Raw genomic sequence first — 22,813 nt, forward strand, 5'->3', positions numbered from 1 at the left:
CGCCGCCAGCGTTCGTCCTGAGCCAGGATCAAACTCTCATTAAAAAAGTTGAAACAACCTTTCGGTTGCTAAGCTCATAAATTAACGTTGCTAGCATATCGCTTGCTTGTTGTATGTTTGTTTCTATAAAGAAACATTCTACACGTTTGTTGTTTGTTTTGCTTGCTTTGTTCAGTTTTCAAAGGTCTACGTTATTGCGTTAGCAACTCTTACATCATATCTGATTGACAATTATTTGTCAACTGTTTTATAAAAGTTTTTTTACGAACAATCTTAATCGGATTTTCGTTTGCTTTATTAGCAACTACGTTATAATAACAAATGTTCTTATTGCTGTCAACTGTTTTATAAAAGTTTTTTAATTGTTGTTTTAACAACCTTTATCCACTTCTCTCAAACTCGACTTTGTTATATTATCATTAATATCTTGCATCGTCAACCACTTTTTAAAACTTTATTCTTAAAAGTTCATAGCGATTTACAACAACACTTAATATAGCAATTATTCTTTCTAAAAGCAACTATTATTTTCGTTATTTTATGACAAACAAAAAGAAGTGAATATTAATTCTCGTTCACCTCTATCTGTTCGGTTATTCAAGCGATGATTGCTATATTTTCGTTCCTAAAAAAAGAAATTGTTCGGCATTTACTCCTCATCCAGCGAAACGATTGGAATAAAGATACGAAAAATTGTTCCTGCCCCTAACTGGCTTTCTGCATAAATCCTCCCTTTATAACTATCAATAAGCTTTTTAGCAATGGATAAACCCAGACCATTGCTACCTGTTGTACGTGCACGAGCTTTATCCACTCGATAAAAGCGATGAAATATTTTTGAAACGTCATCTGCTGGGATGCCTTCACCAAAGTCTTGTATCGCAATTTCTAATTCTCTTAAGTTACTGGAGATTGAAACATGGACTTCTTTTCGATCTGTTGAGTATTTGACAGCATTATCCATAATAATAATTAAAATTTGTTCGAAATGATTTCGATAGATTTTAACAATTTTTTCTGTATACAAATCATCATCCAATGTAAAAACAAACTCTGGATGAATCATTCTGAAATTATTAACAATTTGGTTGACCACACTTTTAGCATTAGTACGCTCATGACCATGACGAACATCAACTTGTTCTGCTCGAGTTAAATCAAGCATTTCTTGGACAAGTGTTTTCATCCGAGTAATTTCTTGCACACTAGCTTCAATTGATTCCGCTAAAATCTCTGGGTCATCTTTTCCCCAACGGTTCAACATATTTAAGTGTCCTTCAATAACTGCAACCGGTGTTCTTAGTTCATGAGAGACATCCTCCACGAATTGCTCTTGGAGTTCCGTATACGATCTCATCCGATCAAGCATCTCATTAAAAATCTCCGCTAAATCTGCAAGCTCATCATTTGTTTCAAGTTCCGGCATATAAATATCGTCTTGTGGTTTTTTGCGAATTTGTTCCATCGTGTCGCGCAATAGTCGTAAAGGCTTAAGATAGTAGGAAGCTAATAAGTATCCTAATATGCTACTTAGAATAAGCGAGACAACTTCCAATAGAATTAACATCGACATTAAACGCTTTTGAAATTGGTTAAAAGCCGTTAATTCATAGAAGGTCTGAATATAACCAATCTTTTCGCGCATCTCTTTGGAGTAAATTGGTTGAACAAGTAAGAAGCCTTCTTTATTATTAATCACTTCTATTGTTGCATTACTTGGATCTGTCTGTTGTAAAGCAATATTTTCTTGAGATGTTTTCAAGACGACTTCTTTTTCTAAATTGTAAACAAATAAACTAAACTCTGGATTTCCTATTTTTGCGACAAACGGATCAACTGCTACTTGAATAGCATCCATGTCAACTAATTTAATTGCATCGGTACTACCTAGCCGCAAAGCACGATATGCTTGTTTCAAATCTAAAGGCTCATTTTCATTAGCAAGCAATGAAGCAATTTGATATGTCACTTCTTCAATATCATTTCTTTCTTTTGCAACATATAAATTAATAGATGATTTGTATGTAATAACCGCAAATATGGTAAAGACGACAAAGAAAAAGAAAGAACTAGCGAAAGTCCACTTCAATGTTAACGAAGGTCTTCTTAGTTCTTCAAGTCGACGCTCGTCCTTTAGAGGACTTCTCATGAGCGCATCACATATCCTGTTCCACGAACGGTTTGAATATAACTTTCATCCCCAGGAACATCAATTTTATTTCTCAAGTATCGAATGTATACATCAACAACATTCGTCTCAACTTCTGTTTCATAACCCCAAACTTTATTCAACAGAACATCTCTCGCTAATACTACGTTGATATTTTCCATTAATGTTAATAGTAGTTCATACTCGCGTTTGGTTAACTCAATCATCTCTGAGCCACGACGTACCACTCGATTTTCTTTTTCAATCGTCAAATCACGATAAGTTAAAGTTGTTTGCTTAATAACATTCTTATCACCTTCAATATCAATTCGGCGTAATAATGCACGTAAACGAGCTAATAATTCTTCAATCGCAAATGGTTTGACAATATAGTCATCCGCACCATGATCTAAACCTGAAACACGATCAATCACTGAATCGCGCGCGGTCATCATGATAATTGGCGTATTCTTTGTTTGACGAATACGTCGACAAACTTCTAATCCATTTAATTCTGGTAACATTAAATCTAATAAAATTGCATCCCACTCTTTATTCAGTGCAGCATCTAAACCAGTCCGACCATTATAATGAACCTCCGTAAAATAGCCTTCATGTTTTAACTCTAAATCAACAAAGCGTGCTAAATTTTTCTCATCCTCAATAATCAAAATATTCCCCATAGTGTACCCATCCTATTCTAATGTCATTAATAACTCTCATATTATTATGATTTTACCATGGAAAGCCAAATTAAAAAAGAGATTCGTGTAAACAAGGCTGTTTACATGAATCTCTTTGAAAAAAAGACGATTATTATTTTTCGTCATACCAAGAATAGTGGAAGATTCCTTCACGATCCGTACGCTCATAAGTATGAGCTCCGAAATAATCGCGCTGTGCTTGGATCAAGTTTGCTGGTAAACGATCTGAGCGATAAGAATCGAAGTAAGCGATCGCTGAAGAGAATGTTGGAACTGGCACGCCTGATTGTACCGCCAAAGCGACCACATCACGAACTGCTTGTTGATAATTAGCAGTAATATCGCTGAAGTACTCATCTAATAACAAATTGGCAATATCATTGTCTTTTTCATAAGCATCGGTAATTTTTTGTAAGAAACGCGCACGGATGATACATCCTTCACGCCAAATTTTTGCAATCTCACCAAATGGCAAATCCCAATTGTGTTCTTTGGAAGCTGAACGTAATTGAGCGAACCCTTGCGCATAACTCATAATTTTACTAAAGTACAATGCTTGACGAATTTTCTCAACGAGTTCTGCTTTATCACCTGTATATGGTGTAACTTCTGGTTTTGGTAAAACTTGACTTGCAGCTACACGTTCTTCTTTATAAGCAGAAATATAACGAGCAAATACAGATTCAGTAATTAACGGTAATGGCACACCTAGGTCTAAAGCACTTTGACTTGTCCATTTCCCAGTTCCCTTATTACCCGCAGCATCTAAAATCACATCGACAACCGGTTTACCAGTGCCAAGGTCATCTTTGCGCGTTAAGATGTCAGCAGTAATTTCAATTAAGAAACTATCTAATTCGCCTTCGTTCCACTCTTTAAAGATATCTGCCATTTCATCAACAGATAAGCCTAAAATGTTTTGCATTAAATCATATGATTCTGCAATTAATTGCATATCACCGTATTCAATCCCATTATGGACCATTTTCACGTAATGTCCGGCACCATCTGCACCAATATATGTGACACACGGTGTCCCATCTTCTGCTTTAGCTGAAATTTGTTCTAAAATTGGTGCAACTAATTCGTAAGCTTCTTTTTGTCCACCAGGCATAATTGAAGGACCTTTTAATGCACCTTCTTCACCACCGGAAACACCCGCTCCAATAAAATTAATTCCTGAGTTGGCTAATTCATTATTACGACGAATCGTATCTTCAAAGAAAGTATTCCCACCGTCAATTAAAATATCACCTTTATCTAGGTGCGGTAACAACGATTGGATTGTTGCATCCGTTCCATGTCCAGCCTGAACCATCATTACAATACGGCGAGGTTTTTCAATCGAATCAATAAACTCTTCAACTGTATATGTTCCTAATAAATTCTTATCTGGGTTTTCAGCAAGTACTTCCTCTGTTTTTGAACCCGTCCGATTATATAGAGCAACAGAATAACCTCGACTCTCGATATTCAAGGCTAAGTTTCTCCCCATTACTGCCATTCCGACAACACCAATTTGCTGTTTTGTCATTTTCGTTCCTCCTGCTCAATAATTTAGATATTTTTTACTATAAGTCATTATAGCGCAAAAATGACGGTAATCAAACTATTGCTTTCAAAACAATCCAGTTTTGACAAAAAAATAAACCTTAGGCTCCATGGTTAGCCTAAGGTTTGATATCACTCTTTCTCAAAAAAGGTGATTATGCTTTTGTTGAAACGTCTTTACCATTGTAATGTCCACAGTTGCCACATACGTGATGGTTTTTTCTCATTTCGCCACAGTTTGGGCATTCGCTCATACCGTTAATTGATAATTTATAGTGTGTGCGACGTTTTGCTTTCTTCGCTTTCGAAGTTTTACGAGCTGGTACTGCCATTTGCTACACCTCCTTGTTAATGAAAACAACCAAACGGCTGCAATTTATTCCAATCTTACGCGTTATCCTCTTGCTCTTTAAAAAGAGAAGATAGTTTTGCAAGACGAGGATCGACTTGATTTTTGTCTTGCGATTCTTTCATTTCTAAATACTGATCTTCAGAAATGACAGTCCATTCATTACCACTTGGATATCGTTCTGACTGTTTTTCTTCTTCCGTCAATACTTGTAATGGAATCTCAAGCAAAATATTATCGGCAACAGATTCACTTAAATCAAGTGTTTGCGTTTCTAAAAGAAGAATCTCTTCTTCCTTTAATAAATCTTTCTGTTGTTGATATTGCTCGGCTGTCATGAATACTTCATCGACGGTAAATTTCATTGGGACCTCAACTGGTTCAAGTGAACGCGTTGAAGGAAGTGTAATAACGGTATCGACTGCATAGTGTAAAAGATATTCTTTTGGACTAACAGTAATCAAGCCATTGACTTGAACTGGACGAATCGCAATAATTTCTTTTTCCCGACTAATTAACTCACTTTCAAGATCTAATGTTTCTTGAAACACCAATGGTTCTTCTTGGAACTTTCTTAATTCTAATAAAGACCATTTCATTTTCATCACCCCTAAGCAACAAAAGCTATTATACAGTCCCCATTTTCCTTTGTCAATGAAATTTTCTTGACACCTCAAACGGTCGTTTTTTAATCAGAAAAAATCAATAAAAACGATGATTTTTAGCAAACTTAATTACTTTTCGGACATTTAAATAACTATTTTGTTTCAGACTATGAATTGTTAAGTAATATTCAATCAAAAGGGACTAGACGACGCGTCGCCAGTCCCTTTTGTCTTTATCATTAAACGATTAGATTGCTGTCGCTTCTCCACGGTAAATAATACCACGACGAGAGTCAACCGTTACTAATTCACCATCTTCGATAATTGTTGTTGCATCTTTCGCACCAACAACAACTGGTAAATCTTTCGCAATACCAACAACGGCAGCGTGAGAGGTTAAACCACCATCTTCAACAACTAATGCTGCTGCTTTTTCGATCGCTGGTAAGTAATCCTTATCGGTAGTTGGAACGACTAAGACCATACCTTCTTTGGCTTTAGCAATCGCTTCTTCAGCATTCTTAGCTACAACAGCATTTGCGACAATAGTGCGTCCGCCAACACCTTGAGCTTCGATTAAACGAGAACCAATTAATTGGATCTTCATTACGTTTGTTGTTCCTCGTTCACCAACTGGAACACCAGCGGTAATTAAGATTAAATCACCTTCCGCTGCAAAACCTAACTCAACTGCTTTTTTAGAAGCTAAATCGAACATTTCATCCGTTGTTGAAGGTTTTTCCGCAACTGTAGGATGAACACCCCAGTTTAATGTCAAGCTACGTTTTGTACGCTCGTCAAATGTAACAGCCAGAATATTCGCATCTGGACGGTATTTAGAAATCATTTTCGCTGTATAACCAGATTCAGTTGCAGCTACGATACATTTAACGCCTAAATTTTTTGCTGCACGTGCAACTGCTAAACCAATTGTTTCAGTCACATCAGCCTTATCAAATTGATTGATTTGGTAGCTACCTAATTTTAGCATTGAACGTTCTGCTTCTTGATCAATACGAGACATTGTTGCAACGGCTTCTACTGGGTATGAACCATTTGCAGATTCACCAGAAAGCATTGTTGCATCTGTACCGTCAAAGATTGCATTTGCCACGTCAGACGCTTCTGCGCGTGTTGGACGAGGGTTTTGTTGCATAGATTCTAACATTTGAGTTGCTGTAATTACGGCTTTACCAGCAGCATTACATTTTTTGATGATATCTTTTTGAACCATCGGTACGAATTCAGCAGGGATTTCCACACCTAAGTCACCACGGGCAACCATGATACCGTCAGAAACTTTAATAATTTCTTCGATGTTATCGATGCCTTCTTGTGATTCGATCTTAGAAATGATTTGAACATGGTTCATATCCATTTCTTCTAAAATTTCACGAATTTCTAAAACGTCTTGAGCTTTACGAACAAAACTTGCAGCAATGAAGTCAATGTCATTTTCTAAACCAAAACGAATATCTGCTGCATCTTTTTCTGTGATTCCTGGTAAACTAATCGAAATACCCGGCGCATTCACACCTTTACGTGATCCTAATAAACCAGCGTTTAAAACTTTTGTTACTAATTCACGATTCGCATCATCTTTTTCGATAATTTCCATATCAATTAAACCATCATCAAATAAAATATGTCCACCAACGTGAGCATCATCATATAAACCTGGGTAAGTTACAGCAATTTTTTCTTTTGTACCCTCTAATTGATCGTCCATGGAAATACGAACGATGTCGCCAATTTCAAAAGCAATTTTACCATTTTCAGTTCCTTGAACAGTTGTACGGATTTCCGCACCTTTTGTATCCAATAAGATACCAACTGTTTGACCTGTTATTGCTACTGCTTCACGAACTAAATTCATACGAGCTAATTGCTCTTCATGGTCACCATGAGAGAAGTTAAAACGAAAAACATTTGCTCCTGATTCAATTAATTGAGTGATAATTTCTACGGAGTTACTTGCTGGACCTAATGTACTAACAATTTTTGTTTTTTTCATGAAAAAAATACCCCAATTCATTTATTTTTAAATAGCTTAACGCTTTTAAATTCGTAAAAAAATTAAAACGAGATTTCTTTATTTAACTCATACAAAGATAGATCAGGATGGTGTTTGCCATTTTCTAAAGTGTCAACAATATCTGCTGCTACCACTTTATTTTCTAGCATACCGATACAAAGGCCGCCCTTACCTTCTAATAGTAAATCGACAGCGTATCCACCAAATTTACTTGCAAGCACACGATCCCGTGCAGTGGGTGATCCGCCACGAACAACGTGTCCTAAAATAGATACACGCGCGTGAAAATCGCCATATTCTGAAAGTTTTTCGGCAAATTCGTTTCCACCCATAACACCTTCAGCTAAAATAATTAAGCAATGTTTTTTACCTCGATCGCGGCCCTCACGAATACTTTTCGCGACTGATTCCATATCAAAATCATGTTCTGGAATAATAATATCATCCGCTCCACCAGCGACACCAGCCCAAAGAGCGATATCACCTGCATCACGACCCATAACTTCAATTACGAAAGTACGTACATGAGAAGTCGCTGTATCACGAATACGGTCTAATGACTCCAATACAGTGTTAATTGCCGTATCAAAACCAATGGTGAAATCCGTTCCTGGAATATCATTATCAATCGTTCCTGGAAGCGCGATTGCTGGAAAGCCATGTTTCGTTAACGCCATCGCTCCATGATAGGAACCATCGCCACCGATTACGACTAAACCATCAATTTCAAATTTTTTCAGTTGTTCAATACCTTTTAATTGTCCCTCTTGAGTTGCAAATTCTGGGTAACGCGCAGAATATAAAAATGTTCCGCCACGTTGAATTTTATCACCAACGTCTGCAATTTCCAAACGTCGAATATCACCCGCTACTAAGCCAGCAAATCCGTAATTAATCCCAAATACTTCTAGGCCATTATAAATCGCTTTACGTGTGACAGCGCGGATTGCAGCGTTCATGCCGGGTGCATCTCCACCACTTGTCAAAATACCAATGCGTTTCATACTGTAATTCACCTCATTAATTATTATTTGTTTTATTAAGTTGGTAGTATCTCTTAAGTACTTTTTAAGCTTTACCCACAGCTTGCATTTTACCATTAATCAAGTAAAAAGTCTTGGATTATCGTAAAAAAAAACAAAAAGCGAGATACTCATGTGCAAATTTACTGAAAACTATCGAACAACTATATTACCTTTGCCGAAAAGCGACATTAACTCCATAAAGACATCCTCATTGTCCACTAGCCAATTGTTCGAATCGACTAATACTTTTTTACCATTTTCAACATAATATAAGACAATTGGTAGCTGGCCAGGATGCTTTTGAATAATTTGACGAAAAGCTTGCCAAACTTCAGCTTGATTTTTTTCAGCCAAAACTTTGATAAAACAAGTTTTATCCGAAATGCTCTCTTCCACTTGCTCAGCTAACTCTACAACGTTTGGTAAAATTTGCAATTGATTATTAAATCGATTTCTTTTAGCTTTACCTTCAATATAGAGAACTTTATTTTGTTCAATTACTTTTCTGAGTTGGCGATAGTTTTCTGGAAAGATTGTAACGCTGCTCTCACCGCTTTCGTCATCACCTTCTAAAATTGCCATTGCTTCACCCTTTTTTGTACGAATTTCTTTAACGTTTTTAACATAAAACAAGATTGTCACATGCTGATTTTCATTCATCTCAGCAATTGAATCAATTTTCTTTCGTTTAAAGATTTTATCAAACTGGCGATTTGGATGGCCTGATAAATACATTCCTAAATATTCTTCTTCGAACGCTAAACGTTCAATTAATTGATATTCCGGAATTGTTCGTTCTTTTAACTCAAACATTGAAAGCAACTCTAAACTGCCTCCACTAAACAAAATACTTTGAATTTTATCTTCTAATTGCGAAAACAGGTGATGGCGATTTCCTTGAAGTTCGTCGAAAGCACCCACTAAAATTAATGGTTTTAAATAGTCTTGTTTTAATAATTTACTGTTGCGCGCATTCAAACGGTATAGAAATTGTTCAAATGAAGTAAAATAGCCATTTTCACGACGCTCTTCAAGGATTGCTTGGATAAATTCACGGCGCAAACCTTTGATACTGCTAAATCCAAAACGAATCTCTTCTACCGTATGTAAACGAAAACCGTAGTTACTTTGATTGATTGACGGTGGTAAAATAGTGATGTTTTGTTTTTTTGCATCATGCACGTATTCTCGTATTTTTGTCGGTTGACTTTGGACAGATTTTAGTAAGGCTTTATAAAAAGGACCTGGATAATGTGCTTTTAAATACGCCATTTGATAGGCCACAAAGGAGTAAGCAAACGCATGTGAGCGGTTAAAACCATAATTGGCAAATTTTTCAATATAATTGTAGACTTCGTTGGCTTTTGCTAACGTATGACCTTTAGCTTGTGATCCTTCAATAAAGCTTTGACGTTGCGCTTCTAAGATTTCAGCTTTTTTCTTGCTAATTCCTCGTCGCAAAATATCAGCTTGCCCTAATGTATAACCAGCCATTTTCTGTGCGACTTGCATAATTTGCTCTTCATATATAATGACTCCGTTTGTTACTTCTAAAATCGGACGAAACGATTCATCAATGTACTCGGTTTTTTCTATCCCTTTCTTACGACGAACATATGTATCGATATTTTCCATCGGTCCTGGTCGATACAAGGCATTCACTGCCGCGATTTCCTCAATATTACCCGGCTCAACTTTTTGTAAAACTTTGCGAATACCTGCTGATTCAAATTGAAAGACACCGGATGTATCCCCCTTTTTAAACAACTCCAATGTTTTGCAATCATCCAAGGGCACTTTTTTAATAATTAGTTCTTCACGTTGCAACGTGCGGATCCCCTTTAAAGCGTCATCGATAATACTTAAGTTACGTAAACCTAAAAAGTCCATTTTCAATAATCCAAGTTTTTCGACATCAATCATCGTAAATTGGGTTAGCCATGACTCTGATTGTCCGGCTTGTAATGGAACTAAATCAATCAAATTTTGATCGGCAATCACAACACCAGCTGCATGGGTTGAAATATGTCGTGGCAGCCCTTCTAAAACTTTTGCCACTTGAAACATTTTTTGATAGCGTTCATTTGTTTGTACGAGCGTTTGCAAACTTTTCGATTGGTCATATGCTTGTTGTAAGGTAACCCCTAACCCTTTTGGCACGGCTTTTGACCAACGGTTGCTTTCGCTTTGAGAGATACCAAATACACGACCGACGTCTCGTAAAACCATTTTAGCTGCCATTGTTCCAAATGTTCCAATTTGTGCTACATGGGCCTGTCCGTATTTTTCACGCACATAGGCTAACATTTCTTCTCTGCGATTATCTGGAAAATCCAGATCAATATCGGGCATCGTTTTTCTTTCAGGATTTAAAAACCGTTCAAATAAAAGGTGATAGTGAATCGGATCCACATCGGTAATCGATAAAACATAAGCCACTAAAGAACCCGCCGCCGATCCCCGTCCAGCCCCCGTCACAATCTTACTTTCGTGGGCAAAACGCATGACGTCCCACACGATTAAAAAATAATCGTCAAAACCCATTTCATGAATAATTTTTAACTCGTAAAGCAAACGATCTTCGTATTCGGTTGTATATTCTGGAACACGCTCGGCTAACGTCTTAAAACACAACTCTTTTAAGTAAGCATCGGGTGTGCCCGTTTCTAGTGGGAATTGCGGTAACAATCGTTGATGTAGCTCAAGTGTTGCATCGCAAGTTTCCGCCACATATTTGGCACCTGCCAAAGCATCTTCGTAATCGTTTGTGAGAAACCATTGTTCAAACTCGGCTTCTGAGACGAGATAATGTTCTGCTTGAAAATCAAAAATTTCTGTCCGTAAATCATCAATTTTGGTTCCTTCTTTAATGTGTTTTGCAACACGCACTGCGAAGCTATCTTCAGCAACCAACGACGTTACAGGATGATAAGCAAAGGGTTTTAACCTTTTTTGTCGATACAACTGAATCTTCTCAGCAGAAATCCCTTTGTTATAAGGCACGCCAAAATACAATCCTTCCGAATCGATTTGTCGTTGCCATTGATCGATGACGGTTTCTGTCAAAGATTCCTGTTCGTTTTCATGGTCAGGGAACATATAAAAAAGTTCAGAACTTTTTGGAAAATCGCTAATAAATAACTTTTCGCCCATTTCATGCCTAGTAGATAACGCCATTAATTGTTTTACTCCCTGGTTGCTTTTCGCAAACAAATAAACCGGTAAGGAAAGTCCCTCATCTTCTGTGCAATACATTAAATGCAAACCAATAATCGGTTTCATTTGTTCTTTTTGACATTGTTCTATAAATTCAAGTACACCTGAAAGATTTCCACGATCTGTAATACCCAAATGGCTGTAGCCAAGTGCTTTGGCTTTTTTTATATATTGAGGAATTTTAACGATACTCTGTAAGAGTGAAAATGCGGTAATTGTCGTAAGTTGTGGACTGTTCATCGTTTCCTCCTTTAGTTTAATTTAGTAATTAACACTTCTTTTCACAATCAATCTTCTCTAATCAACAAAATTATGCTAAAATAAAGAGACTTAAGCGATTCAATGAAAGAAGGTGCGCTAATGCGCTATATCATGACAATGTTTTGGGCGTTTGCCCTTGGACAAGTCGTTGGTTTTTTAGGTGGAGCTTTAAGTAGCCAACCTTACGACTTCGTACTAACGACAATTTTTTCTTTGATTTGTGGAGTACTAGTTATTATCTTAGGTACCATCTTTACACCTAAAAAAACACAAAATTAAGAAATATTATAAATAAAAAAGGAGTTTTGACAATCGTCATTGCTCCTTTTTTATTTGCTCGCTTACTCGTTTAATTGATGCTACTTTTACGAAGATCAAAGCGGAAATTAAAGAGCGAAATAAAAAGATTCAACACGACAAAACCGCTCGTTGCAAAAAACACAGCTGGATAGCCAAAACCTTGAGCCACACCGGAACCAATCATCGGACCTAAAACTTGCCCAAAACTGTTAAACATTTGGTTGTAACTAAAAATACGGCTAACGCCTTCTGGTGGTGTAATTTTACTAATTAACGTATTAATTGAAGGCATTAAGGCTCCAGTTGAAAAACCTAATAAAAAGCGTAGGGCGCCCAATTGCCAAGGTGCTGTTACAAAGCCCATTGGTACGAAACACATAAATGAGAAGACTAAGCCTAATAATAAAATTTTATGATTGCCAATTCGATCCCCTAGACGACCTAAAAATGGCGAGGAAATTAGCGCTGAAACACCTGCAATCGAAACAATCAGGCCACTAACGAACAAGACATTTCCCGTATTGATGCCTAAATCACGAATATATAAGGTAAGGATTGGACTAATACTGGTCATCCCTAGTTGTAAAATAAGCGTTGTGAAAAATAGACCAATTAAAACACCTCGTCGATTAATCTTTCCAAAAATTTCTTTAATTGGAATAACATCGGATTTTGGCACCGGCTCGAAGTTTTCTTTCACCAAAAAGATTGTTAAAAGCAGCGTCATCGCTAGAATAATTCCAGTAATAATAAATACATTTTGCATGCCTAGCCATTCAGCTAGCAAACCACCCATTAACGGACCAATCAAGCTACCGGCAATTGAACCAGTCGCAAGTGTTCCTAATGCCCAACCACTTTTCTCACGTGGTGCCTGATAGGCAATTAAAGCCGTTGCGTTAGGAATATATCCTGATAAAACACCCGTTAAAAAACGCATAAACAATAGCCAATAAACGTTTGGAACAAATGCTAAAGCACCCATCGTAAACGTCATTCCAGCTGCTGCTCGAATCATCATCAAACGTCGCCCTTTACGGTCGGCTAAACTTCCCCAAATTGGTGCAACTAAAGCCGAGGCAAGTGCGGTAATCGAAATCGATAGTCCTGCAAACAAATTGATTTGACTAGCTGGTGCCCCCAACTCTTCAATGTATAAAGGAATAAAAGGCATCACCAAACTAAAACTGGCACCAGTAAAGAAACATCCTATCCAAGAAATATATAAGTTACGTTTCCAATTAATCTTCATTTGAATCCTCTCTTTCCCTATAACTATAGCGCATTTTAAATAAAAAAACCAATCAAAAAAAGAAACGAGTCCCGCTTAAAAAGCGATCTTCGTTTCTTTTGTGTAATTATTTTTAGCCAAGGAAAGCTAAAATAATAAAGTTTAAAATGAATAGTAAATTGACAACCCATAAAACTGGAGAGATTTCTTTCACTTTTCCTTTAACGACTTTAACAATTGCATAGAAAATAAATCCTGCAGCAATTCCGTAAGAGATACTATATGCTAAGCCCATAAAGATTGAAGCAAAGAAGGCTGGAACCGCATCTTCTAATGAAGTCCAGTTAATATCTTTAAATGAAGCCATCATCATCACACCCACTAAAATTAAAGCTGGCGCTGTCGCTTGTGCTGGAACAACGGCAATTAGCGGTGAGAAGAAACTACTTAATAGGAAGAAACCTGCAACAACCACAGATGTTAAACCTGTACGACCACCCGCACCAATTCCGGCTGCTGACTCGACAAAAGTTGTTGTGTTTGATGTTCCAAAGATCGCACCGATTGATGTTGCAACTGCATCGGCAAACAAAGCACGGTCCATTTTTGTATTAAAACCTTTGCTGTCTTCTAACGCTTCTTCATCTTCTTTTGTGAAAATACCAGTACGACGACCTGTCCCGATAAATGTACCAATAGTATCAAAAGTATCAGATAAACTAAACGCAATGATTGTCATTAAGACTTGAGGAATTTTTGCTGCATCTGAGAACAATGATTGCATTCCCTCTGGACCAAAAGCAGCCCCAAATGTTATTTTTAACTCAGAAAACGAATTGTTTAATGAATTAGCTTTCCAATCAATTGCTCCTAAATCAACCACTCCCATTAAAACACCAATAACAGTTGTACCAATAATTCCGATTAAAATCGCACCGCGAACATTCATAACGACTAAAATTGTCATCAAAACTAAACCAATCACGGATAATAAAATAGCTGGATTATTGAAGTTTGCTAATGCTGGAACAATACCACCATTGATATTTACGTTAACTGCCTCACCATTTTCAACCACAGATCCTGTAATATCTGGAGCACTTGCAGAGAAATTGATTAAATTGGCGTTTTTAATCCCAACATAAGCGACGAAAATACCAATCCCGCCACCAATGGCATTTTGTAAACCTTCTGGAATGGCACGAATAATTAACTTACGAATTTTTGTTACCGTAATAAAAATATTAATAAGACCACAAATGAAGACCATAGCTAAGGCTTCTTGCCATGAGTAACCTAGACCAAAGACAACCGTAAATGTAAAGAACGCGTTTAGCCCCATACCTGGTGCTTGTGCGTAAGGAACATTGGCAAACAATCCCATAATCAATGTACCAATAACAGATGCAATAATCGTTGCTAAGAAAACCGCTTGAAATGGCATTCCTGAAGCTGACAAAATTGCTGGGTTGACGAATAAAATATAACTCATTGCAAAGAAAGTTGTCGCACCTGCAACGACTTCAGTTGAAATACTCGTCTTGTTCTCCTTCAATTTAAAAAACTTTTCCATGAAAAATTCACTCCTACTTTTTGTTTTAGACTATTTTAAAAAAACGGCTGATTTGTATCACCATTCAAGAGTATAGTGCCCATTTTTCTTTTTTTCAACAGAATGCTAACAAATAATCGAAAATTATTCATTAATGTTCGTGTTTATCTAACTTTGACAGATCTCCTCATGTCAACAACAAACAGCCTCCTTGTGAAAATAAGAAATTATGTTAGAATAAGGCTGTAAGTCAAGCTTTCAAGAAATTTTCATAGATAAACAATTAAATGCAAGGAGAACGATATGACAAAAAAATTAATCGCAATTGATCTAGATGGTACGACTTTAAATAGCCAATCACTAATTAGTCCAAGAACGGCAGAAGTCTTGAATAAAGCAACTGCTGCTGGACATTATGTGAGTATCGCCACTGGCCGCCCATTTCGAATGAGTGACCATTTTTATCAACAACTAAAACTTGAGACCCCAATGGTTAACTTTAATGGTGGCTTAGTACATAAACCTCGTCAAACTTGGGAATATGAACGTGAAATTTCGCTTAGCAAAGAAATCGCATTTGAAATTCTTGCTCAAAAAGAAGCACTAAATCTTGATTTTGTCGCTGCCGAAAACCGCAAAACTTTTTATATTGATACTTTAGAGCAATTCGAAGGCATGTTTTTTGCCTCAGAGAATGTTTCTGAAGCCAACCTATTACGCAATTTGACCTCAAATCCAACGTCTTTACTGATTAAAACGAAGCATGAATTTGCAGCAAACGTTGCCTCTTCATTACAATCACAATTTGACAACGAAATTGATGTTCGCACCTGGGGTGGACCGAACGCTATTTTAGAAATTGTCCCTAAAGGGGTCCAAAAAGCGATGGCTGTTTCTGTGATTGCGGATTCACTAAAAATTAAAACAAAAGACGTGGTTGCTTTTGGTGATGAGCATAACGACTTAGAACTTTTACAATATGCGGGCTGGGGCGTAGCAATGAAAAATGGTACAGAACAATTAAAAGGCGTGGCCAATGATGTTACTACTCAAAATAATAATGAAGATGGCTTAGCGAATTACTTAGAAAAATACTTATCACTCTAACAAAAAAACTGTTTACGCCTTTTTCTTTTGGCATAAACAGTTTTATTTTTTATTTTCTGACCAAAATAATACCTTCAATTGCATGCTGAATAATTTCAATAATTTGTTGACGACTTGGTTGTAAAATTCCTGAAGTCATCAACGAGGCTACACCTGTAATGGTAATCCATGTTCCATCATGTAAAGCGGAAATATCCTCTTCGGTTAAATCGTTGTATGAAGTGTCTTCTCTAATCGCTGTTTTAAAATGTTCGTAAGACGTCTCATACATCTGCTTACCTCCACCGTATTCATCTACAAATAAAGATATAAATAGTTTCGGTTTCTTTTGAGAGAAGTCAATGTAGTTGATACAAATATCGACTAATTTGTCACCTGTGTGTTCTTGTACAAAAATACTTTGTTTTAGCTCGGTAAAAATGTCCTCAATTAATGTGGTCTTTAAATCTTGCATATTCTCAAACTCAAGGTAAATCGGTTGTGTGGAAACTCCCATCTTCTTAGCTACATTGCGCGCGGTAAAGTTCGTAAAACCTTCTTTTTCAACTAACTCATAGGCAGCCTTCAAAATATAATCTTTCGTATAAACTTTGCGTCTCATAATAACCCTCCCAGACCGAAATTATTTACTAATGTTATTTTAACTTAAATAACATCAAATTAAAAGTATTTTAATTATAGAAGTTCGGTCTGCTGTTATTTTTAACAAGCCACTGACCTTTTATAGTCATTTTTCCTCTTGCCGGTCCCCTTTTAAAATAGTACACTATCCATATTTAGGAGAAAATCCTTCCTTTACTTAAATATTTTTAAGGAGCCTGACAAATGAATTCCGAACATTTACTACTAGAAACTTGCCTGCTGGCTGGGAAAATTATGATGGAAAGTGGTTCTGAAGTTTATCGAGTAGAAGATACGATGAACCGAATTGCCAATAGTTGTGGTCGAACCGACAGTGTGAGCTATGTTACGGCAACCGGTATTTTTATCAGTTTAAAAAACAGCCACCATACACAAATTGAAAATGTTGGTGAACGTTCAAATAACTTAGAAAAAGTTGTCGCCGTGAATCAATTATCTCGTGATTTTGCAGCACATAAGATTACTTTGTCTGAATTATGCACCGCTTTAAAAAAAGTTGATCAAAAAGTTCCCCAATTCCCTTTTTGGCTACAAATTGTTTGTGCCGGAATTACGAGTAGCACGTTAATGCTGATTTTCAATGGGACTTGGATGGATTTTATCGCTACGTTCTTAATTGGCTGTCTTGGCTTTTTACTAAAGACGTATGCACATGACTTCTTAAAGGTCGCTTATCTAGATTATTTTATTGCAGCATTTGGAATTGGCTTTTTTGCCATTCTAGCCGTCCATTGGCAATTGGCTTTTTCAGCTGACAATATTATTATTGGTTCTGTCATGCCACTTGTTCCGGGCGTTGCTATTACCAATTCTTTTCGTGATATTTTAGCGAGTCACATGATCAGCGGACTCGTACGTGGGACAGAAGCAATTATCATCGCCATTGCAATTGGCGTTGGAATTGCGACAGCTCTGATTACTATGGGGGGAATTTTATAATGTTACTCATTCATTTTTTATTTAGTTTTATGAGTACTGTCTCATTCGGTGTACTAACGAACGTCCCACGGAGAACGTTATTGGCGAGTGGTCTTATCGGCAGTCTTGGCTGGATGGTCTATTTTTTTATGCGTGAGGCAGATTACCCACTAGGTTTTTCAAATTTTATAGCAGCTTTTTTAATCGGTTGTCTGAGCATCTTTTTTTCACGCTTGAAGAAAATCCCTATGCTCGTTTTTATTGTTCCAAGTCTCGTTCCACTGGTGCCTGGAGGGCCCGCTTATCTAGCAGTTCGTGAAATCGTCATTGGCGATGGCGATAAAGGTCTTTACTATATGTTGATTGTGGCCGTTACGGCTGGAGCAATAGCTGGTGGTTTTGTGATGACAACATTGGTTGAAAAAATCGTTGCTCGTTTTCAAAAAGTTTAATCAAATTAATAAGAATGATTAAATCGGTCCTTAGACGTATGACTTTTGGAACACTAGCGGATATAATATCATCAAATGAAACAAAAAGGAGTTTTTATAATGAGTACTGCAACTTCCAGACGGATTATTAATTTCATATCTTTGATTGGAATGGCCTTTTCGGTTGCTTTAACCGTCTATTTCTTTTCAATCGGACTCTTCGACGATCTCAACGCTCTGCAAAGTATTGTTGGCGATAAAATAATATTAGGTCCTATTATCTTTATTTTAATCCAAATTTTACAAGTCGTTGTGCCCGTTATTCCTGGAGGCGTTTCTACAGCAGCGGGTGTCTTATTATTTGGTCCGGTAGCCGGGTTCTTCTATAACTATATCGGTATTGTGATTGGTTCCATTATCGTTTTCTTACTTGGTCGCCAATACGGTAAACCGTTTGTTTTAAGTTTAATTAATGAAAAAACGTATGATAAATACATTACTTGGTTCGATAACCAAGGACGTTTTAATAAGCTTTTTGCAATAGCAATCTTTTTCCCTTTTGCACCGGATGATGCACTTTGTTTAATTGCGGGCTTAACCAATATGTCTTTAAAAACTTTTTCTTGGATTATCCTACTAGGAAAACCAGCCTCCATTTTTGTTTATAGTATGGCGCTCGTCTACGGAACAAATCTTATTAGTCAATTTATATAAAAGTCACATCGACCGTTAAACTGTCACCCACCTTGATAAAAGGTAGGTTGCAATTTAATGGTCTTTATTTAATAATAAGAGTATCAACTTTTGGAGGTGTATCATTGAATTTTTTAACACGTTACAAAAATACTATAGTACCAGGTCTACTATTGTCCATTCTAGTAGCCGCCTTGGCTAAGTTCTCCGCTATTTTTTTGCCACAATTAGGTGGGGCGACACTCGCTATTTTATTCGGAATTTTTCTAGGAAATACCGTTTTTAAGCAATCATTACTACAAAAAGGAACAAAGTTTGCCGAAAGTCGTTTATTAGAAGTTTCTGTCGTTTTACTAGGAATGACCGTTACCTTTCAAACAATTGCTGAAATGGGGATTCGCGGATTACTTTATATTTTATTTATTATGACTGGTACGATTTTCTTCACTTATAAAATCGGTCAACGGATTGGTTTTAACCAAACAACTTCGTTACTAATGGCTGGCGGCAATGCTGTTTGTGGTTCTTCGGCGATTGCATCGATCGCCCCTGGTATTCATGCCAAAGAAGAAGAAAAAGGTCAAATCATTACTTTAGTTAATTTACTTGGGACGGTAATGATGTTAACTTTGCCCTTTATCGGTCGTGGACTTTTTGGTGATGATACTTTAGCAATCAGTGCGCTCCTCGGTGGTACGTTACAATCGGTTGGACAAGTAGTTGCCGGTGCTAGTTTACTGAGCGAAGAAATTGTCCAATATGCGATGCTGTTTAAAATTATGCGTATTATGTGTTTAGCGTTAGTCGTTTATTTTTTCACTAAAATTGCTGCACCTTCAACGACGGAACAAACCACAGCCACACAAAAAAAGAAATTCCCACTCCCATGGTATTTAGTCGGATTTTTAATTTTGTGTTGCTTAAATAGCCTACTACCTATTCCAAGTTGGGTTTCAGAAAATGTTAAATTGATTAGTAACTGGCTAGAAACAACTGCTTTGGCTGCGATTGGCTTACGCTTAGATTTGATGCGTTTCTTACAAGAAGGGCCACGATTTATTTTATATGGAACTTCCGTCGGTCTCTTCCAAACAATAGCTGCACTTATTTTAATTTTCATCTTATTCTAAACCAAAAATCACCTTTCTTCATTCACTATTATAGTAAATGAGAAAGGTGATTTTATTTATGATTTATAGGCGTTCATTTAATTCTTTTGCTAACTCTTCAAAACCTGGTTTGCCAAGTAAGGCGAACATATTTTTCTTGTATTCTTCTACTCCTGGTTGGTCAAATGGGTTAACACCATTTAAGTAACCTGAAATACCTACGGCAATTTCAAAGAAGTAGACTAAGTAACCTAATGTATAAGCATCCATTTTAGGTAATTTCACTAAGAAGTTTGGTACATCGCCATCAGTATGCGCAAGTAATGTTCCTTCAAAAGCTTTTGTGTTAACGAAATCAACATCTTTACCTTCTAAGTAACCTAAACCATCAAGATCTGTATCTTGTAATGGAATTGAAACAGATTTACGAGGATTCTCTACTTTTAAGACTGTTTCAAAGACGTTACGTGTACCGTCTTGAATTGTTTGACCTACTGAATGTAAATCTGTTGAGAAGTTCGCACTTGAAGGATAAATTCCTTTTTGGTCTTTTCCTTCAGATTCACCAAATAATTGTTTCCACCATTCGGAGAAATATTGCATGCCAGGTTCGTAGTTAACTAAGATTTCAATCGCTTTACCTTTACGGTATAAAATATTACGTAAAGCAGCGTATTGGTATGCTTGGTTTTGTGTTAAATCAGGATTTGAGTATTCTGCTTGGGCATCTGCTGCACCTGACATTAAAGCGTCGATATCTGCACCGCTTACCGCAATTGGTAATAAACCTACAGGTGTTAAGACAGTAAAACGACCGCCAACATCATCGGGAATGACAAAAGTTTCCCAGTTTGCTGCATCCGCTTCAACTTTAACGGCACCTTTTTCACGGTCTGTTGTCGCATAAATACGTTTGTTTGCTTCTTCTTGACCATATTTTTTAATTAATAATTCTTTGAAGACACGAAAAGCAATCGCAGGCTCTGTTGTTGTTCCTGATTTTGAGATTACGTTAACAGAGAAATCACGGTCGCCAATCAACTCAATTAAATCAGCTAAATAAGTTGATGAAATTGAATTTCCAGCAAATACGATTTGCGGTGTTTTACGGGCTTCTTTTGGTAAAACGTTATAGAATGAGTGTTGTAAGAATTCAATTGCTGCACGTGCACCCAAGTATGAACCACCAATACCAATAACAACTAATACTTCTGAATCAGATTGGATTTTCTCAGCTGCTGCTTTAACACGAGCAAATTCTTCTTTGTCATAATTTGTTGGTAAGTCAATCCAGCCAACAAAGTCATTTCCCGGGCCTGTTTTTTCACGTAATGCTTTATCAGCAGCGGTTACTTGTGTTTGCATGTATGCTAACTCGTGGTCTCTAATAAATGATGAAACTTTTGAATAATCAAATTTAATATGTGACATGATTATCTCCCTCATTTTTTTATTTTTTCACTACACTACTACTTTACTTTTTTTAAACAAATTTATCAAGTCTAACTTGACTAGACAAGACCTTGAATTAGCATCGCTTCTGCGACTCTTGCAAAGCCAGCAATATTTGCTCCCAACATCAAATTATCTTTTGCACCGTGCTCAATTGCTGTATCGCGACAATTCTGATAAATATGTTTCATAATTCCATCAAGGCGTTCATCTACTTCTTCGGTTTCCCACTGTAAACGTTGAGAGTTTTGACTCATTTCTAAAGCTGAGACAGCAACTCCACCTGCATTGGCTGCTTTTCCTGGACAGTAGTAAACGCCTGCTTCTACAAAACAATCAGCAGCTTCTAATGAACTTGGCATATTCGCCCCTTCAGCAACTACTCGAATACCATTCGCTACTAGACGTTTAGCAGAATCAAGATTAATTTCATTTTGTGTTGCACATGGGAAAGCCAGCTCAGCCTCGACATCAAAATTCCAAACAGAACCTTCAATGTATTGGGCATTCGGACGGACTTTCACATATTCAGTTAAACGTTCACGCCGAACTTCTTTAATCTCTTTTAATAGTTCCAAATCAATACCTGCTTTATCGTAAATAAAACCATTTGAATCCGAGCAAGTAACGGGTTTGGCACCTAATTGATAAAGTTTTTCAATACAGTAAATTGCCACGTTTCCACTACCAGAGACAATTGCCTTTTTATTTTCTAACGTTTCTGATAGATCCGCTAATAAATGCTTAGCAAAATAAACAGCTCCATAACCAGTCGCTTCTTTACGACCTTGGCTGCCCCAAAATTCAAGTGGTTTCCCCGTTAAAACACCTGCATCATATTGTTTAATCCGTTTATACGTCCCAAATAAATAACCAATCTCACGTTTACCAACACCGATGTCTCCAGCTGGAATATCTTGGTTTGGTCCAATGTATTTGGCTAATTCAGTCATAAAGCTTTGACAAAAATGCATAATTTCAGCATCTGACTTACCTTTAGGATCAAAGTCACTGCCACCTTTACCGCCACCAATCGGTAACCCAGTTAAAGCATTTTTAAAAATTTGCTCAAAAGCCAAGAATTTTAAGACACTTAAATTTACAGAAGGGTGAAAACGTAGGCCACCTTTATATGGACCTAAAGCCGAGTTAAATTGAATTCGGTAACCACGATTCACTTGCCAATTGCCATTATCATCCATCCACGGTACGCGGAATTGAATGACGCGCTCAGGTTCGGTAATCAAAGATAAGATGTTATGTTCTTGATATTCCGGATGATTTTCTAGAAAAGGAATGATAGTTGGCAAAAATTCGTCAATCGCCTGTAAAAATTCTGGTTCATGGTTACTTCTTTGATGAATTTTTTCTTGTACTTTTTTAGCGTATTCTGATGCATTTGTCATGAAAATCCCTCCCATATTTGGTAGTATGATTTTATCAGATAATTAGAAAATTTTCATTAATTTGACTGTAAATAATT

19 protein-coding genes are annotated in these 22,813 nt (G+C 36.9%); 6 read left to right on the forward strand and 13 right to left on the reverse strand.

The features are described from left to right. Window positions 1–649: 649 nt before the first annotated feature. The 8 genes from ACFO3L_RS02235 to ACFO3L_RS02270 all read right to left on the reverse strand — a co-directional run bounded on the left by ACFO3L_RS02235 (window position 650) and on the right by ACFO3L_RS02270 (window position 11,874). Window positions 650–2,149: a HAMP domain-containing sensor histidine kinase gene (locus tag ACFO3L_RS02235; protein ID WP_379963400.1), complete on the reverse strand. Its 1,500-nt coding sequence runs from the start codon at window positions 2,147–2,149 to the stop codon at window positions 650–652. Then, window positions 2,146–2,832, reverse strand: a complete 687-nt coding sequence (locus ACFO3L_RS02240) for a response regulator transcription factor (protein WP_379963402.1) — start codon at window positions 2,830–2,832, stop codon at window positions 2,146–2,148. Before ACFO3L_RS02240 ends, ACFO3L_RS02235 begins: the two co-directional genes overlap by 4 nt. Before the next feature lie 133 nt (window positions 2,833–2,965). Then, entirely contained in the window at window positions 2,966–4,387 is a 1,422-nt protein-coding gene (gene gndA / locus ACFO3L_RS02245) for an NADP-dependent phosphogluconate dehydrogenase (protein ID WP_379963404.1), read from the reverse strand. A 172-nt stretch (window positions 4,388–4,559) separates the two neighbouring features. Then, a complete protein-coding gene (rpmF, locus tag ACFO3L_RS02250) occupies window positions 4,560–4,736 on the reverse strand; it encodes a 50S ribosomal protein L32 (RefSeq protein WP_379963406.1) in 177 nt (58 codons plus the stop codon). Between the two features lie 55 nt (window positions 4,737–4,791). Then, window positions 4,792–5,352 carry a YceD family protein gene (locus ACFO3L_RS02255; protein ID WP_379963408.1) on the reverse strand — a complete coding sequence of 187 codons (561 nt, stop codon included), beginning with the start codon at window positions 5,350–5,352 and terminating at the stop codon, window positions 4,792–4,794. A 253-nt stretch (window positions 5,353–5,605) separates the two neighbouring features. After that, on the reverse strand, window positions 5,606–7,372 hold the full coding sequence (gene pyk, locus ACFO3L_RS02260) for a pyruvate kinase (RefSeq protein ID WP_379963410.1): 1,767 nt from the start codon (window positions 7,370–7,372) through the stop codon (window positions 5,606–5,608). Window positions 7,373–7,434: 62 nt separating this feature from the next. Further along, window positions 7,435–8,397 carry a 6-phosphofructokinase gene (gene pfkA / locus ACFO3L_RS02265; RefSeq protein ID WP_379963413.1) on the reverse strand — a complete coding sequence of 321 codons (963 nt, stop codon included), beginning with the start codon at window positions 8,395–8,397 and terminating at the stop codon, window positions 7,435–7,437. Window positions 8,398–8,568: 171 nt separating this feature from the next. Continuing rightward, the gene (locus tag ACFO3L_RS02270; protein ID WP_379963415.1) at window positions 8,569–11,874 is read right to left on the reverse strand and encodes a DNA polymerase III subunit alpha; all 3,306 of its coding nucleotides are present in this window, start codon (window positions 11,872–11,874) and stop codon (window positions 8,569–8,571) included. A 120-nt stretch (window positions 11,875–11,994) separates the two neighbouring features. Here ACFO3L_RS02270 and ACFO3L_RS02275 point away from each other — a divergent pair, with 120 nt between their 5' ends. After that, window positions 11,995–12,174, forward strand: a complete 180-nt coding sequence (locus ACFO3L_RS02275; protein WP_379963417.1) for a YjzD family protein — start codon at window positions 11,995–11,997, stop codon at window positions 12,172–12,174. A 70-nt stretch (window positions 12,175–12,244) separates the two neighbouring features. On the opposite strand, the gene ACFO3L_RS02280 is transcribed toward ACFO3L_RS02275, so the two are convergent. After that, window positions 12,245–13,447: a multidrug efflux MFS transporter gene (locus ACFO3L_RS02280; RefSeq protein ID WP_379963419.1), complete on the reverse strand. Its 1,203-nt coding sequence runs from the start codon at window positions 13,445–13,447 to the stop codon at window positions 12,245–12,247. A gap of 112 nt (window positions 13,448–13,559) precedes the next feature. Then, a complete protein-coding gene (locus ACFO3L_RS02285) occupies window positions 13,560–14,999 on the reverse strand; it encodes an NCS2 family permease (protein ID WP_379963421.1) in 1,440 nt (479 codons plus the stop codon). Between the two features lie 282 nt (window positions 15,000–15,281). Between ACFO3L_RS02285 and ACFO3L_RS02290 the strand changes: the two genes are divergently transcribed. Then, window positions 15,282–16,085, forward strand: a complete 804-nt coding sequence (locus tag ACFO3L_RS02290) for a Cof-type HAD-IIB family hydrolase (protein WP_379963423.1) — start codon at window positions 15,282–15,284, stop codon at window positions 16,083–16,085. A gap of 49 nt (window positions 16,086–16,134) precedes the next feature. Here the strand turns inward: ACFO3L_RS02290 and ACFO3L_RS02295 are convergent, their stop codons facing one another. Further along, a complete protein-coding gene (locus tag ACFO3L_RS02295) occupies window positions 16,135–16,686 on the reverse strand; it encodes a TetR/AcrR family transcriptional regulator (protein WP_379963426.1) in 552 nt (183 codons plus the stop codon). Window positions 16,687–16,910: 224 nt separating this feature from the next. Between ACFO3L_RS02295 and ACFO3L_RS02300 the strand changes: the two genes are divergently transcribed. From ACFO3L_RS02300 to ACFO3L_RS02315, 4 genes are all read left to right on the forward strand, one after another. After that, window positions 16,911–17,666 (forward strand): threonine/serine exporter family protein, encoded by a 756-nt coding sequence (locus ACFO3L_RS02300; RefSeq protein WP_379963428.1) that lies wholly within the window; start codon window positions 16,911–16,913, stop codon window positions 17,664–17,666. Continuing rightward, window positions 17,663–18,097, forward strand: coding sequence for a threonine/serine exporter family protein (locus ACFO3L_RS02305; protein ID WP_379963469.1), 435 nt, complete (start codon window positions 17,663–17,665; stop codon window positions 18,095–18,097). The genes ACFO3L_RS02300 and ACFO3L_RS02305 overlap by 4 nt, the downstream gene beginning before the upstream one ends. A 99-nt stretch (window positions 18,098–18,196) precedes the next feature. Further along, window positions 18,197–18,790: a TVP38/TMEM64 family protein gene (locus ACFO3L_RS02310; protein ID WP_379963430.1), complete on the forward strand. Its 594-nt coding sequence runs from the start codon at window positions 18,197–18,199 to the stop codon at window positions 18,788–18,790. Window positions 18,791–18,894: 104 nt separating this feature from the next. After that, complete coding sequence (locus ACFO3L_RS02315) at window positions 18,895–19,899, forward strand: YeiH family protein (RefSeq protein WP_379963432.1); 1,005 nt, start codon at window positions 18,895–18,897, stop codon at window positions 19,897–19,899. Between the two features lie 63 nt (window positions 19,900–19,962). Here ACFO3L_RS02315 and ACFO3L_RS02320 read toward each other — a convergent pair whose 3' ends face one another. Then, complete coding sequence (locus ACFO3L_RS02320) at window positions 19,963–21,309, reverse strand: glucose-6-phosphate isomerase (protein ID WP_379963434.1); 1,347 nt, start codon at window positions 21,307–21,309, stop codon at window positions 19,963–19,965. Between the two features lie 80 nt (window positions 21,310–21,389). Beyond that, on the reverse strand, window positions 21,390–22,736 hold the full coding sequence (gene gdhA, locus ACFO3L_RS02325) for an NADP-specific glutamate dehydrogenase (RefSeq protein ID WP_379963436.1): 1,347 nt from the start codon (window positions 22,734–22,736) through the stop codon (window positions 21,390–21,392). Window positions 22,737–22,813 lie beyond the last annotated feature (77 nt).

Source organism: Enterococcus eurekensis (assembly GCF_042654605.1).
GTDB classification, from domain to species: domain Bacteria; phylum Bacillota; class Bacilli; order Lactobacillales; family Enterococcaceae; genus Enterococcus_I; species Enterococcus_I eurekensis.